Source organism: Paenimyroides marinum, assembly GCF_900108395.1.
Taxonomy (GTDB): Bacteria; Bacteroidota; Bacteroidia; order Flavobacteriales; family Flavobacteriaceae; genus Flavobacterium; species Flavobacterium marinum.
The window spans coordinates 100,302-114,575 of sequence record NZ_FNXE01000002.1; the positions used below are offsets into that span (position 1 = coordinate 100,302).

Sequence of the window (14,274 nt, forward strand, 5' to 3'; positions counted from 1 at the left end):
CTAAAAAAAATAATTATAAAAACTAAACCAGCACAATGCTTTTATAGGGTATATGATGTTGGAAGGTAATTCCATAAAACAAGATCTTCGACACCTGTAATCTTTTTTAAAGTTCCATTGTTCATTAAATAATTTTGTGTTGTAATGGAACTTAAATTGCTAAAATCGTGATCGGTTATTATGATGCCTTTCGATGCTTTTTCGATGGCGATTAAACGGATTATTTTTTCTCTTAAAATGGGCAATAGCGCGTTAAGGGGTTCATCTAACAAAACAAATTTAGCAGTACTTTTTAAAAGCAGTTTTAGCTCTAAATACCTTAATTCGCCTCCTGATAATTCTGAAATTTTTGATAGATACATTGTTTCTAAAAACTCATCTTCTAAAATAGCCGCAACGGTTTCCCTGTCAAAATATAAATTCAGTATTTTTTTTACTGATAAATTCTTGGGGAGAAAAGAATTTTGTGGCAAATAAACAATCGTATCTGGTTTTTTATATGCTGTTTTAAAAAGTTGGTTATTTATCCTGATAAATTTATTATCTGCATTTTCTTTTCCAAAGATTATTTTTAAAAGCATTGATTTTCCCGAACCGTTTCGTCCAAATATTCCTAAAACATCACCTGTTCCACATCTAAGATAAATGTCAGATAGAGAAAAATTCTTATTTACATATTTTTGAATGCTGTCAACTTCTAAAACATTTTTCATATCATACAAAGTATTTTAATAAAGAACGACCATACACAATTTATCAAAAAGCAAAAAAGGACCAATTGTAGTTTGCTTAAACCGGCATTATAATATAAATAATATTCGTTTTTTCTGTAAACTTCCTTGTAAAATATCGCTGCTAAAAAACCAATAACAGTTAACGAAAATATAAAGGCACTAACCGATTTAGTCAAAAATAAAATACTTAAAGAAACCAGCAGATTGATCAGTAAAGTGCTTTTGTAAAATTGAAGCTTTAGCCGTAAAGTTCTCATACGCATTATTAGTCAAAATGATTTTTAAACAACTCATTCAAAAATACATTTTTTAAACGGTTTATTTAAGAACAGCTTATTTAATATTTAATAAAATACCTAACTTTGTTCCTTTAAAAAGTGTGAAATGAATTCATCTGCAACCGAAAATTTTAAATTTCAGCGCATCATCGCCGTTGTAGGTGTGTTACTTTTTTTAATAAAAATTTATGCATGGTACAAAACCGGCTCTGTAGCCATTTTAACCGATGCATTAGAAAGCACCATAAACGTAATTGCCGGACTTATTGGCTTGTACAGTCTGTATTTATCTTCATTACCCAGAGATCAAAACCATCCGTACGGTCATGGAAAGGTAGAATTTATATCAGCATCTATAGAAGGAGCTTTGATCAGTATAGCCGGAGTGGTAATTATTTATGAAGCTATTGGCGAATTACAAAATCCAAAAACATTAGAAAAGCTCGATTTAGGTTTAATTTTGGTTTCAATAACTGCCTTTGTTAATTATGTTTTAGGATATTTTGCCATACAAAAAGGCAAAAAAAATAATTCGTTAGCGTTGATTGCAAGCGGAAAACATTTGCAAACCGATACGTATTCTACCATTGGGATCATCATTGGATTAATCATTCTATATTTTACCAAAATTGCCTGGATTGATAGTGTCACCGCTTTAATTTTTGCAGGATTCATCATTTATACCGGATACAAGATTGTTCGCGAATCGATTTCGGGAATTATGGATGAAACCGATGAATTGCTGTTAAAAGAAGTTGTTGATTTTTTAAACGAAGAACGCAGGCCCAACTGGATTGACCTGCACAATTTACGCATTATCAAATACGGAAGTACTCTGCATTTCGATTGTCACATGACGGTTCCCTGGTATTTTAATATAGAAGAAGGTCACAAAGAAGTTGATGCTTTGGAAGATGCTGTGAAAAATCATTTTGGCGACCGTATTGAGCTGTTTGTGCATTTAGATGCCTGCAAAGAATACTCTTGCAAAATATGTACAAAAACCGATTGCCCGGTAAGACAGCATCCGTTTGAAGAAAAAGTAGAGTGGACGGTTGCTAATGTTTCACTCAATAAAAAACATAATAGTAATTTGTAGGTTTTTATTACATCACTTCGAGTAACGTAACGGAGTGAAGTGTATCGAGAAGTTAATGTTTATGAGTTCTCGGCAAACTCGAACCGACGAATACCATATGTTTTTTACTCTGATACGATTTTAATTGTAGACAAATATCCGTGCATTTGTGGCAGAAAAAATTACAGTATCAAAAACTGTTTTCGTTCTTTATCAAAAACGATATCATCGGTATCAAAAAAGCGGTCAAAAACACCCCTGTTAATTAGGTTTTCTGTTGTATTGTGATAAAAATGGTTGTCTTTTAACAGCATAATTTCATCGCTTAACTGCAATGCCAAATCTAAATCGTGGGTAGAAAACAAGATGCATTTATTGTTTTCAATACATAGCTTTTTCAACAGTTTAAACAAACGGACTTTGTGATACAAATCTAAATGGGTAGAAGGTTCGTCTAAAAAAATAAACGGCGTATCCTGAACCACCGCGCGTGCAATAAAAGTCCGTTGCAGTTGTCCGTCGCTTAGTTGCAATAATTTCCGTTCTTTTAAATCGGTAATTTCACAGTTGATCAATGTTTTGTCGATCAAAATTTCATCTTGTGGCGTTAGTTGATCTAACCAGTTGGTATAAGGTTGTCTGCCCAGTTTTACCAGTTCGTACACCGTAAGTTCCTTATTCACATTTTCATTCGTAAGAACCACGCTTATTATTTTTGCAAATTCTGCGAAAGACAACGCATCGGTATTTTTATCATCAACGAAAAGCTGTCCCGATTTTTTATCCAATAACCCGGAAATCGATTTTAACAAAGTCGATTTTCCAATTCCGTTACTTCCTAATAACGAAGTTAAAATGCCCGTTCTTAATTCAAAATTCAAATTGCTGAACAGTGTTTTATCCTTATATCCAATAGCTAAATCTTGTGCTTTAAATACATTCATAACTTACATTTTTTTCATAACGATATAAAAACCAACGGTTGCAACTAAAATCATGATACAGTTAAAAATCCAGAGGTTGGTAAAACCAAAATTTTCTGCAATATATGTTCCTATTAAAGGCGATGTAACAAATGCTGCTGAAAACGATATGCCGTTTAACCCCATATACGATCCACGGTTGGCAGGCAGCGAACGGTTAACCGCTACGGTAGATGCAAAAGGCATAACCAGAATTTCGGAAATCGAAATTAAAAAAATCGACAAATACAGTATTGCTATCATGTGCGAAGGCATCAAAATTAAAAAAGATGCACCGCAAAATAAACTGCCAATAATCATATTTGTTGACAGCGTAAATTTCTTTTCAGCAAAATGTACCAATGCCATTTCTAATACAAAAACAACAATTCCGTTAAATGCCATAAGCAGACCTATCTCTTTTTCATTCATTAAAGCAACTTTTTTATAAAAAAGGGGTAAAGTGTTCAAAATCTGAAAGAAACAAAAAGCGTAAATGGCAATGAACAGGCTGAACAATAAAAATTTACTGTCGGCATAGGCAGATTTTGTTTTGGCGATTTGTTCTGATTTATCAGCAATTATTTTTTCAGGTGCATGACCTTTTCTGTTTTTAAAATAAATAATAAATAAAATTCCGGCGGCAAAAGACATTAGGGCATTGGTATAAAACAAGAAGCTGTATGAAACCGCTGCCAAAAAACCGCCAATTGCCGGACCAATAGAATATCCCAGATTTAACGCCATACGGTTTAATGAAAAAGCCCTTGTTAAATTCTCGGGTTTGGCATAGTAAGAAACCGATGCACTGTTTGCCGGACGAAACAATTCTTTAATAAAACTCAGGAAAAATATGGCAATGCACAACGTCTCAAATGTTTTAAAAAACGGAACAATCAAATAAAACGGAATACTTAAAAACAAGCTGAATGCCTGAATTTTAAACGAGCCGAATTTATCGGTAAGCCAGCCGCCAATAAGCGATCCTAAAATAGATCCCACACCAAAAGTACTTAAAACAATGCCGGCATTTTCTAAAGAAAAATCTAAAACGGTTGTCATATAAACACCCAGAAAGGGCAATACCATAGACCCGCTCTGATTAATAAACATAACCAAAGCCAGCAGCCAGGTGGCATTAGACAAACCGTGATAGGCGCTGATATAATTTTTCCAGTAAGCTTTTAAACTGTTCATTGACAAAAGGTGCGAAACGCTAAAATTTATTGAACAACAAAAGTAGTAAGTTTTTATGTGCAATCTTTTAAAAAAACTATCTTTGTAAGGTAAATTTTATGTACTTATAAATGAAACCTAACACACAACAATTACAAGACTTGGTAACACAGGTTAGAAGAGATGTTTTACGTATGGTACACGCCGTAAATTCGGGTCACCCTGGGGGATCTTTAGGCTGTGCAGAATATTTTGTAGCACTGTATCAGGTGCTTATGGACAGAAAAGATACGTTTGAAATGGACGGAAAAAACGAAGACATCTTCTTTTTGTCAAACGGACATATTTCTCCGGTTTTTTACAGTGTATTGGCACGCAGCGGTTATTTTCCGGTAAGCGAATTAGCTACTTTCAGAAAAATTAACAGCCGTTTGCAGGGGCATCCAACCACACACAGTCATTTACCAGGTGTTCGTATGGCTTCAGGATCATTAGGGCAAGGATTGTCGGTTGCTTTAGGTGCGGCACAAGCCAAAAAATTAAACAACGATGATAAACTGGTTTATGTACTTTTAGGTGATGGTGAATTACAGGAGGGGCAAAACTGGGAAGCGTTGATGTATGCAGCTGCCAATAAAGTAGATAACGTAATTGCCACAGTTGATTTAAACGGTAAACAAATTGACGGACCTACAGATGAGGTTTTAAATATGGGCAGTCTTAAAGCTAAATTCGAAGCGTTTGGCTGGGATGTTTTAAGTATTGAAAAAGGTAACGATATCGAAGCCGTGATAGAAGGTTTAACTGCTGCGAAAGCGAAAACAGGAAACCAAAAACCGGTAATGGTTTTATTGCATACCGAAATGGGTAATGGGGTAGATTTTATGATGAATACGCATGCTTGGCACGGTAAAGCACCAAATAATGAGCAGTTAGAAAATGCGTTATATCAAAATTTAATGACTTTAGGCGATTATTAATTGAGGGTATAGCTATGAAAAAAATCTTTTTAACAGCAATCAGTATTGTATCAATTGCTGCATTTGCACAAACCAAAAATGACGCTGAATTTACAAAAAAAATAACGTATAAAATCGAAGTTTCAGAAAATGATCTTCAAGGATACGATCAAAGTGAGTACGATAAAGTAACTTACGATCATTACTTGTCTGCAAATGGTAAAGAAAGCCTGTTGTCATTTTATTATAACGACCAATCGCTTTATAGTTACAGCGGAGAATCCAATTTTTATATAAAAAACAATCAAATGATTCCGTTTACAATTAACGGAATATCTAAAACGATCAATTACAGTGCACCAAGTGCTTTTAAAATTGTTTCTAATCAGCAAACAGTTGCCAAATTAGATAAAAAGGGCACATTTAACGGATTAAGTTGTCAATATTATGCCGTTTTATCTGATCCGGAAAATAAAGAAAGTTATGATTTTTGTTTTTGTATCGATGAAAACAATAAAATAGATAATGCTTCGTCTGTTTTTCCCGATGCAAAGATTAAAGGATTGATCTTATCGGTAGAACCTAATGCAGATTCTTACAAATTGGTTTATAAATCAGTTGAAAATACCGATTTAACTTTGAATCTCGATACCAACAAGATGCTTGCAGATATTGAAGAATATCAAAACACATCCGTTGAAGATTACGCCGTTGAAACAGCCGATGCGGTAACCGAAGCCACTTATGATTATGCAGGTAGTAATAACATGTACCAGGATCCTTTATATACTTACGGATACGATGGTGCGGGGTTTGATAATTACAAACTGTATAATTACATTGCTCCTGTTTATTCGGTAACATCAAGTAGTTTGTACGATACGAAAGAATATAATTCAGGGGGAACATTTACAAGAAATCAGGTATTGAAACTTTATAAAGACCTGTCAAAAAGTATGGTCAAAAGTTTGTCGTCAACCAAGATGATTACCAAAGATGAAAAAAAGCAATTAACCGATTTCTTTAACACAAACATTAAAGCAGCAGGAACCTTTAAACCAGATGTAGCACAAGAAACAGTAACCGGAGATTGGAACGCAACCGATTTTGCCACCGCCGATACTGCCGCTATTGCAACAGATTACGATTATTCGTATTATGCGAAATACAAACCTGCATACAATAACATTTCTGTTGATGAGGTTTCTTTAGCTTATGATATTTTAGAAGCAGAAAGCTTAAAAGAAAATGCACCTGACTATTGTGAAGGTTTAAAAAATAAAATTCCGGCATTTCAAAATACCGAATTACAGAAACACGTATATAACTTAACCGGTCAAATTTGTGATTTGTACCTTTACAATAACGGCGGATATGTTGATTATACCGGAACAATTAACAGCATGCGTAAAAGTTATTTAGAAATCGAAAAATTAAGAGATTCCTTATCAAAAAAAGACCAGAAATTACTTTTAGAATTTTTAAAGAGTTTAGACTAAAATGAAAAAATATACAAATTTAGGCAGTAAAGATACCCGCTCTGGTTTTGGAGCAGGATTAACGGAATTAGGTAAAAAAAACGAAAACGTGGTTGCCTTGTGTGCCGATTTAATTGGTTCATTAAAAATGGACGATTTTAAAAAGAATCATCCCGAGCGTTTTTTTCAGGTAGGTATTGCCGAAGCCAACATGATTGGTTTGGCAGCCGGAATGACCATTGGCGGAAAAATTCCGTTTACAGGAACATTTGCCAACTTTTCAACAGGTAGGGTATATGACCAGATTCGTCAATCGGTAGCCTATTCAGAAAAAAATGTAAAAATTTGTGCTTCGCATGCCGGATTAACTTTAGGAGAAGACGGTGCCACACACCAAATTTTAGAAGATATTGGTTTAATGAAAATGTTACCCGGAATGACCGTAATCAACACGTGCGATTACAACCAGACAAAAGCGGCTACATTGGCAATCGCAGAACACAACGGACCGGTTTACCTACGTTTTGGCCGCCCGGTGGTTCCTAATTTCATTCCTGAAGACATGCCTTTTGAAATTGGAAAAGCCATTGTGCTTTCAGAAGGAACCGATGTAACCATTGTTGCAACAGGACATTTGGTATGGGAAGCATTACAAGCCGCGGAAGCATTAGAAAAAGAAGGTATTTCTGCCGAAGTAATCAATATCCACACCATTAAACCGTTAGATGAAGAAACAATCTTAAAATCGGTTGCTAAAACAGGTTGCATTGTAACTGCTGAAGAACACAATTATTTAGGAGGTTTAGGCGAAAGCATTTCAGGTGTTTTAGCCTTAAACAAACCCACACCTCAAGAATTCGTTGCGGTAAACGATGTGTTCGGAGAATCGGGTACACCAGAAGCTTTAATGGAAAAATACGGTTTAAACGCCCAATCAATTATCGAAAAAGCAAAAAAGGTTATTGCAAGAAAATAGTTGTAAAAACTGAAGCTACTTAAAAAGGTTTTACTGATCATTCAGTTAAACCTTTTGTTTTTTTGAGTTGGTGTATTTTTAATAAGAACTTTCTGTATATACCACAATAAAATCCTATTTTTGCAGCTTTAAAGAAATAAGAATGAGTTTTAAAGACGAAATTTTACGCAGAAGAACCTTTGGGGTTATTGCGCATCCCGATGCAGGTAAAACCACTTTAACCGAAAAACTGCTTTTGTTTGGTGGTGCCATTCAGGAAGCAGGTGCGGTAAAAAGCAATAAAATCAAAAAAGGTGCTACGTCTGACTTTATGGAAATTGAACGTCAAAGAGGAATTTCGGTTGCAACTTCGGTGCTTGCGTTTAACTATAAAGATAAAAAAATAAACATTTTAGATACACCCGGACACAAAGATTTTGCCGAAGATACCTTTAGAACGCTTACCGCCGTGGATTCGGTTATTGTAGTCATCGACGTGGCAAAAGGGGTAGAGGAGCAAACAGAAAAATTGGTTGAAGTGTGTAGAATGCGCAATATTCCCATGATTGTGTTCATCAATAAATTAGACCGCGAAGGAAAAGACGCATTTGATCTGTTAGATGAAGTAGAACAAAAGTTAGGTTTGAAAGTAACACCTTTGTCTTTCCCGATTGGTATGGGATACGATTTTCAGGGGATTTACAATATCTGGGAAAAAAACATCAACCTGTTTTCTGAAGACAGCCGCAAAAACATTGAAGACGTGGTAACGGTTGATAATTTAGAAGACGAAGCCTTAGATAAATTAGTAGGGGAAAAACCAGCCAATAAATTACGTGAAGAACTGGAATTGGTAGCCGAGGTTTATCCTGATTTTGACCGGGAGGCTTATATTAATGGTGATTTGCAACCAGTGTTTTTTGGCTCTGCTTTGAATAATTTCGGCGTTCGCGAATTGTTAGATTGTTTTATAGAAATTGCGCCGTCCCCACGTGCAAAAGAATCCGACACACGATTGGTACAGCCCGATGAAAATAAATTTGCAGGTTTCGTATTTAAAATTCACGCAAATATGGATCCTAAACACCGCGACCGCTTGGCATTCATAAAAATTGTTTCGGGAACTTTTGAACGCAACAAACCCTATATGCACGTTCGTTTGGGCAAAAAATTAAAATTTTCAAGTCCGAATGCCTTTTTTGCAGAGAAAAAAGAAATTGTCGATATTTCGTATGCCGGTGATATTGTTGGATTACACGATACCGGAAATTTCAAGATTGGCGATACATTGACCGAAGGCGAATTAATGAATTTTAAAGGGATTCCATCGTTTTCTCCGGAACATTTCCGCTATGTGAACAATGCCGATCCAATGAAATCGAAACAATTGGAAAAAGGAATAGACCAGTTAATGGATGAAGGTGTGGCACAGTTGTTTACATTAGAATTAAACGGACGCAAAATCATTGGAACCGTAGGAGCACTTCAGTACGAAGTTATTCAATACCGATTGGAACACGAATACGGTGCAAAATGTACTTACGAGAACTTTCCGGCGTTCAAAGCGTGCTGGGTACGTCCGGAAGATGTTAAGAACGAAGAGTTTGCCGAGTTTAAACGCGTAAAACAAAAATTCCTGGCAAAAGATAAATCAGGGCAATTGGTTTTCTTGGCAGATTCTGAATTTTCTATTCAAATGACGCAAAGTAAATACCCTACCGTAAAATTAGATTACGTTTCAGAACGGATTTTATAAAACGTTTTTAGCATTTATATTTATGAGAAACTTTCTAATTCTTTTTCTACTTTCTACAAGTATAATTCCGTCCTATTCACAAAAAGCAAACGAAAAAGGAGATAGAGCAAAACTTGTTTTGCATAGTATGCCAACAGATACCTTAATGGTAAATGTAAAAAATGCCTATCCTTTTGGGTTGAATTTTGACGTAGCCAGTTCCTACGCTGCCGGAAAAGTTTGGTTTTTTGAAAACGGAAAACGCATAAATAGAAAATCAAAAGAAATTAAATATTTAGAATTTACAGATAAGCAAGGTAAGCTTAGAAGATATACGTATGATTCGCTTTTAAAAATGAAAAACTTATCTGAAGTTGTTATTTCCGGAAAAATTAATCTTTATTTAAACATTCAATTAACAGGTGTTCTTAATAGTTCCAGAAACGCTGTTCGTTTTTTGGAAAAAGATGGAGAAATAGTAGCTCTATCAGGCTTTAATTCACAAAAGAAATTGAGAGAAAAGCTAATAGATTTTATGAAGGATCAACCTTATCTCCAGGAAAAATTAGATAATAAGAATTTAGAAGATGAAGAAGTATTATCAATCATAAGAAAATATAATACTTTATACAAATAAACAAGTCAACCCTGACAGAGTTTTTAAAGTCGTTTATCCTACAAGATCTTTTTTTGATCTTGTAGGTATAAAATAGTTAAAAATAATATTTCAAAAATCTTACATAATTTTCAAGTTACTGTAAATAAAAAACTTAATAATAAAACTCAAGTCAGGATTTTTTATTGTTAGTTTTTTAAGTTCTTTTTTCTTTTACGAAGATAATAAAACACTAAAGAGGCAATTAACAATAAAGGCCAAATATAAAGCAAGCCTAAAAAGAAACCGGGTATCCAGCTTACACCGCCTTTAATGGAATTCCACATTTTTGAACCATACGATACCGTTACGCCTGTTTCGGTTGTATGTTTGTAAAAAGTTATTTCAAGTGTACTCATAGACACTCGGTTTTGTAGGTAATTAAGTTGTCCCTGTTTTGATTCTATTTCTTCTCTTATGGCAACTAATTCTTTTTCAATTTCTAATATTTCGGAAATCTTGTTTGCTTTTTTTAATAAATCAAGGTAACGATTTTCTAATTCTTTTTTTGCTTTTAACCTAGCTTCAAGGTCTATAAATTGTTCTGTAACATCTTCAGAAGAAATTTCTTTTTGATCGAAATAAGAAATACCGGAACTTATATCATTTAATATATTTTCGAAATTTTCATTCGAAACCCTAATAACAATATTGCGCGTAATTGAATTGTAATCTTTTCCCTCGTTATCTGATTGAATTTGAGCTTTGTATTTCTTTACTGCAGTGTAAATTTTATCTGCAGTTTTTTCAAAATCTGCAGTTTCAAACCTAAGTTTGCCATTTTTAATTATTTTTTGCTCAGAGTTTTGAGAAACATCATGATTGTTAACAGGCTGTGGTTCGGGAGACTGCATTTCAACTACAGAGACTTCTTCTTTAGAAAAAGAAGCATCTTTTTTACAAGAAGTTAGTGTAAATGCTAAACATACAATTAAAATGTATTTTTTCATAAGTAAAGTTTTAGATTTTAAATATATTATTTTTCTTAATTACGAACACTTAAAATTTCGTTTATCTTTGAAATTAAAAAAAATCATGTATAAAATCATATTTGCTATTTGTGTATTGTTTTCAACAGTATCATGCAATAAAACAAAGCAAGAAGCAGTACTAACCACAAATAATACACAGGGAGATATAAAAGTTTACGGACAAACTGTTGATGACCAAACGCGTTGCACACATTATCATTCACAAGTAGATATTATTGCGATAAAGTTTAAGTGCTGTAAAAAATATTATCCTTGTTATAAATGTCATCAGGCAGCCGAAATACATACACCACAGGTTTGGAGTGTAACCGAACAAGACCAGAAAGCAATTCTTTGTGGAGTTTGCAAACACGAATTAACGATTGCAGAGTATTTAAATAGCGGTAATAAATGTACTTCTTGTTCATCTGATTTTAATCCGGGGTGTAGGTTGCATTATCATTTGTATTTTGAGAAATCTTAATTTTTCATTCCAATTAATTTTTGTTTATAGCTACTTTAAAAATATCAATAAATGAAAACACTTTTATTTTTGATGTCATTTTTTTTGAGTAATTCTATTTATTCTCAAGAAGATGTTGTTTCATATATTCAATCAATCGAAAAATATATTTATGATCACGAGCAGGATAGTTTAGAGTCTGACTTAACATTTGTAGAAGCCAGTGGTTTTATAACCAAAAAGAAATTTAAACTGTTTCGAAGAACTATTGATGGATTCAGTGAATATACTGCTTGGAATGAAAATAACAATCAATATTTTAATTATTGGTATGGAGATAATTACTTAAATAAAAGAAAACACGAAGATTTGTATTTTAGCTTGTATTTCAAGGATAACCAACTTGTAAAATATGTTAAGGAAGTTGAAAATAAAAAATACGCTTATAAAACAACAGCTTATTTTAAAGGTAAAGAATTAATTTCTGTTGAAACAAACGATCCTAATTTTAGTTTAGAAAAAATAAGAAAAGATGAAGTTAAAGCTGTTGAAATTTTGGATAGTGATATAAAATCAAGAGAAAAATATAAATAATACTATTCTAAACCTTCAAACTCGTTTCAAACGGTACACGGTGAATCAAACTGCGTCCTAACGTAACTTCATCGGCATATTGCAGTTCGTCGCCAACGGCAATTCCGCGTGCGATGGTCGATGTAATGATTTCGTAATCTTTAATCTGTTTGTAAATATAAAAGTTGGTGGTATCGCCTTCCATGGTAGAACTCAACGCAAAAATAATTTCATTAACGCCTCCGTTTTTAACTTTTTCTATTAGCGGTTGAATGTTTAACTGGCTGGGACCAATACCGTCAATGGGCGAAATTTTTCCGCCTAAAACATGATAAATTCCCTTGTAAAGCTGGGTGTTTTCTAATGCCATTACATCGCGCACATCTTCCACCACACAAATTATAGAATGATCGCGTGACGGTTTTTCACAAATTTCACACAAATGCGTATCCGACAGGGCATAACAACTTCTGCAATACTTAATTTCGGTACGCAACAAATCTAAAGCAGTTGTTAAGCTTGTCGTTTGTTCAATGGGTTGGCGCAATAAGTGTAAAACCAACCGCAATGCGGTACGTTTGCCAATGCCCGGCAGTTGAGCCATTTCGTTTACGGCGTTTTCTAATAGTTTTGAAGGAAAATCCATTCGACAAATTTAATCAAAAATCTATTCAAAAAACACAAATGCTTTTTAAACTACTCCGATAAAATGGTTACTTTTGAGAAAATTTAAAGAAATGACTCCCACTGTAATTTTAACTATTTTAATTATTTATTTCGGTGTTCTTATTGGTATTTCTCATTTTGTAAGTCGGAAAGACAGTAGCAATGCCGCTTTTTTCTCTGCCAATAAAAATGCAAAATGGTATCTGGTTGCTTTTGGTATGATTGGTACGGCACTTTCAGGTGTAACATTCATTTCAGTTCCGGGCGAAGTTGGATCTCCGGGCGGTGAACAGTTTAAATATTTTCAGTTTGTTTTGGGCAATGCTGTTGGGTTCATTGTTACCGCCACCGTTCTTTTACCTTTGTATTACCGATTGAGTTTGGTTTCGATTTACGAATATTTCGAAAAGCGATTGGGGTTTTACAGCTACAAAACCGCCGCCGCCATATTTTTAGTCAGTAGGACCATTGGTTCGGCCTTTCGATTGTATCTGGTCGTTATTGTTTTTCAACGCTTTGTGTTCGATGCGTTTGGTATCCCGTTTGCTGTAACCGGTCTGATTTCACTGGCATTGATCTACGCTTACACGTATAAATCGGGATTAAAAGCAATCATTATTACAGACACATTACAAACTTTTTTCCTGGTTAGTTCTGTTATCTTAACCATTGTTTTTATTTGTCACAGTTTAGATTTAAATGCCATAGAAGCTTTTGAAACTGTTAAAAACAGCAGTTACAGCAAGATTTTCTTTTGGGAAGATTTCGTGGGAAACCGTTTCCATTTCATTAAGCAGTTTTTAGGCGGAATGTTTGTAACCATTGCAATGACAGGGTTAGATCAGGATTTAATGCAGAAAAACCTGAGTTGTTCCAATATTAAAGATGCACAAAAAAACATGTTCACTTTTACCGGAATTTTTGTGTTGATTAACATTTTTTTCTTGGGTGTTGGTGCTTTGCTTTATATTTATGCCGATGCAAATGGAGTAGAAGTGCCTTTGGATTTTGTTACAGGAAAACCCCGAACCGATTTATTATTCCCCGAAATTGCTTTTCATCATTTAGCGTTGTTTCCGGCAGTTGTTTTTTTATTGGGATTGATTGCTGCTACTTTTGCAACCACCGATTCTGCCTTAACGGCGCTGACAACATCTTTTTGTATTGACTTTTTAGGAATGGATAAGCCTGAAAACGCAAACAACCCGAAAAATGTAACAACCCGAAAAATGATCCATTTAATTTTCTGTTTTGTTATGTTTGGAGTCATCGTGGTTTTTAATGCCATAAATGATGCGTCTGTGGTAAGCATGATTTTTAAAATTGCGTCGTACACGTATGGACCTTTATTAGGTTTATTTACCTTTGGAATGTTCTTTAAAAACAGAAAAGTACACGATAAATGGGTGCCTTTCATCTGTATATCATCTCCCTTTATCACGCTTTATTTAAGCAATCATTCGGTAACTTTGTTCAATGGATACGTTTTTGATAACGAATTAATTATCATCAACGGATTCATTACGCTGGTATTGTTGCTGGTGATTAGTTTTAAAAACAAAAAACACTTAAGCGAATAGATACATTAGCG

General features: G+C 34.2%; 14 protein-coding genes. 9 read left to right on the forward strand and 5 right to left on the reverse strand.

All coding sequences use genetic code 11. The features are described from left to right. Nucleotides 1-41: 41 nt before the first annotated feature. Nucleotides 42-713 carry an ATP-binding cassette domain-containing protein gene (locus BLW20_RS01380; RefSeq protein WP_091095557.1) on the reverse strand — a complete coding sequence of 224 codons (672 nt, stop codon included), beginning with the start codon at nucleotides 711-713 and terminating at the stop codon, nucleotides 42-44. 405 nt (nucleotides 714-1,118) lie between these two features. Here BLW20_RS01380 and BLW20_RS01390 point away from each other — a divergent pair, with 405 nt between their 5' ends. Continuing rightward, a complete protein-coding gene (locus BLW20_RS01390; protein ID WP_091095561.1) occupies nucleotides 1,119-2,111 on the forward strand; it encodes a cation diffusion facilitator family transporter in 993 nt (330 codons plus the stop codon). A gap of 161 nt (nucleotides 2,112-2,272) precedes the next feature. Here BLW20_RS01390 and BLW20_RS01395 read toward each other — a convergent pair whose 3' ends face one another. Both BLW20_RS01395 and BLW20_RS01400 read right to left on the reverse strand, forming a co-directional pair. Beyond that, nucleotides 2,273-3,034 (reverse strand): ABC transporter ATP-binding protein, encoded by a 762-nt coding sequence (locus tag BLW20_RS01395; RefSeq protein ID WP_091095563.1) that lies wholly within the window; start codon nucleotides 3,032-3,034, stop codon nucleotides 2,273-2,275. A 3-nt stretch (nucleotides 3,035-3,037) separates the two neighbouring features. Then, a complete protein-coding gene (locus BLW20_RS01400) occupies nucleotides 3,038-4,249 on the reverse strand; it encodes an MFS transporter (RefSeq protein ID WP_091095565.1) in 1,212 nt (403 codons plus the stop codon). 110 nt (nucleotides 4,250-4,359) lie between these two features. On the opposite strand from BLW20_RS01400, the gene BLW20_RS01405 reads away from it, so the two are divergent. From BLW20_RS01405 to BLW20_RS01425, 5 genes are all read left to right on the forward strand, one after another. Next, nucleotides 4,360-5,208: a transketolase gene (locus tag BLW20_RS01405; protein WP_091095567.1), complete on the forward strand. Its 849-nt coding sequence runs from the start codon at nucleotides 4,360-4,362 to the stop codon at nucleotides 5,206-5,208. 14 nt (nucleotides 5,209-5,222) lie between these two features. Further along, on the forward strand, nucleotides 5,223-6,686 hold the full coding sequence (locus BLW20_RS01410) for a hypothetical protein (RefSeq protein ID WP_091095569.1): 1,464 nt from the start codon (nucleotides 5,223-5,225) through the stop codon (nucleotides 6,684-6,686). A 1-nt stretch (nucleotide 6,687) separates the two neighbouring features. Then, nucleotides 6,688-7,641 carry a transketolase family protein gene (locus BLW20_RS01415; RefSeq protein ID WP_091095571.1) on the forward strand — a complete coding sequence of 318 codons (954 nt, stop codon included), beginning with the start codon at nucleotides 6,688-6,690 and terminating at the stop codon, nucleotides 7,639-7,641. A gap of 142 nt (nucleotides 7,642-7,783) precedes the next feature. Continuing rightward, the gene (locus BLW20_RS01420; RefSeq protein WP_091095573.1) at nucleotides 7,784-9,376 is read left to right on the forward strand and encodes a peptide chain release factor 3; all 1,593 of its coding nucleotides are present in this window, start codon (nucleotides 7,784-7,786) and stop codon (nucleotides 9,374-9,376) included. Between the two features lie 22 nt (nucleotides 9,377-9,398). Next, a complete protein-coding gene (locus BLW20_RS01425) occupies nucleotides 9,399-9,992 on the forward strand; it encodes a hypothetical protein (protein ID WP_143037712.1) in 594 nt (197 codons plus the stop codon). Between the two features lie 167 nt (nucleotides 9,993-10,159). Here the strand turns inward: BLW20_RS01425 and BLW20_RS01430 are convergent, their stop codons facing one another. After that, nucleotides 10,160-10,960 (reverse strand): DUF4349 domain-containing protein, encoded by an 801-nt coding sequence (locus tag BLW20_RS01430; protein WP_091095577.1) that lies wholly within the window; start codon nucleotides 10,958-10,960, stop codon nucleotides 10,160-10,162. An 85-nt stretch (nucleotides 10,961-11,045) separates the two neighbouring features. Here BLW20_RS01430 and BLW20_RS01435 point away from each other — a divergent pair, with 85 nt between their 5' ends. Together BLW20_RS01435 and BLW20_RS01440 are read left to right on the forward strand one after the other, a co-directional pair. Beyond that, the gene (locus tag BLW20_RS01435; protein ID WP_091095657.1) at nucleotides 11,046-11,465 is read left to right on the forward strand and encodes a CHY zinc finger protein; all 420 of its coding nucleotides are present in this window, start codon (nucleotides 11,046-11,048) and stop codon (nucleotides 11,463-11,465) included. A 51-nt stretch (nucleotides 11,466-11,516) separates the two neighbouring features. Beyond that, a complete protein-coding gene (locus BLW20_RS01440; protein WP_091095580.1) occupies nucleotides 11,517-12,038 on the forward strand; it encodes a hypothetical protein in 522 nt (173 codons plus the stop codon). Nucleotides 12,039-12,045: 7 nt separating this feature from the next. On the opposite strand, the gene recR is transcribed toward BLW20_RS01440, so the two are convergent. After that, nucleotides 12,046-12,663, reverse strand: coding sequence for a recombination mediator RecR (recR, locus tag BLW20_RS01445; protein WP_091095582.1), 618 nt, complete (start codon nucleotides 12,661-12,663; stop codon nucleotides 12,046-12,048). Between the two features lie 91 nt (nucleotides 12,664-12,754). On the opposite strand from recR, the gene BLW20_RS01450 reads away from it, so the two are divergent. Beyond that, a complete protein-coding gene (locus BLW20_RS01450; protein WP_091095584.1) occupies nucleotides 12,755-14,263 on the forward strand; it encodes a sodium:solute symporter in 1,509 nt (502 codons plus the stop codon). Nucleotides 14,264-14,274 lie beyond the last annotated feature (11 nt).

What these genes read in the sequence shown, in the direction of transcription:
- BLW20_RS01380 (WP_091095557.1), bottom strand. Translation starts at nt 713, where the DNA reads ATGAAAAATGTTTTAGAAGTTGACAGCATTCAAAAATATGTAAATAAG.
- BLW20_RS01390 (WP_091095561.1), top strand. Translation starts at nt 1,119, where the DNA reads ATGAATTCATCTGCAACCGAAAATTTTAAATTTCAGCGCATCATCGCC.
- BLW20_RS01395 (WP_091095563.1), bottom strand. Translation starts at nt 3,034, where the DNA reads ATGAATGTATTTAAAGCACAAGATTTAGCTATTGGATATAAGGATAAA.
- BLW20_RS01400 (WP_091095565.1), bottom strand. Translation starts at nt 4,249, where the DNA reads ATGAACAGTTTAAAAGCTTACTGGAAAAATTATATCAGCGCCTATCAC.
- BLW20_RS01405 (WP_091095567.1), top strand. Translation starts at nt 4,360, where the DNA reads ATGAAACCTAACACACAACAATTACAAGACTTGGTAACACAGGTTAGA.
- BLW20_RS01410 (WP_091095569.1), top strand. Translation starts at nt 5,223, where the DNA reads ATGAAAAAAATCTTTTTAACAGCAATCAGTATTGTATCAATTGCTGCA.
- BLW20_RS01415 (WP_091095571.1), top strand. Translation starts at nt 6,688, where the DNA reads ATGAAAAAATATACAAATTTAGGCAGTAAAGATACCCGCTCTGGTTTT.
- BLW20_RS01420 (WP_091095573.1), top strand. Translation starts at nt 7,784, where the DNA reads ATGAGTTTTAAAGACGAAATTTTACGCAGAAGAACCTTTGGGGTTATT.
- BLW20_RS01425 (WP_143037712.1), top strand. Translation starts at nt 9,399, where the DNA reads ATGAGAAACTTTCTAATTCTTTTTCTACTTTCTACAAGTATAATTCCG.
- BLW20_RS01430 (WP_091095577.1), bottom strand. Translation starts at nt 10,960, where the DNA reads ATGAAAAAATACATTTTAATTGTATGTTTAGCATTTACACTAACTTCT.
- BLW20_RS01435 (WP_091095657.1), top strand. Translation starts at nt 11,046, where the DNA reads ATGTATAAAATCATATTTGCTATTTGTGTATTGTTTTCAACAGTATCA.
- BLW20_RS01440 (WP_091095580.1), top strand. Translation starts at nt 11,517, where the DNA reads ATGAAAACACTTTTATTTTTGATGTCATTTTTTTTGAGTAATTCTATT.
- recR (WP_091095582.1), bottom strand. Translation starts at nt 12,663, where the DNA reads ATGGATTTTCCTTCAAAACTATTAGAAAACGCCGTAAACGAAATGGCT.
- BLW20_RS01450 (WP_091095584.1), top strand. Translation starts at nt 12,755, where the DNA reads ATGACTCCCACTGTAATTTTAACTATTTTAATTATTTATTTCGGTGTT.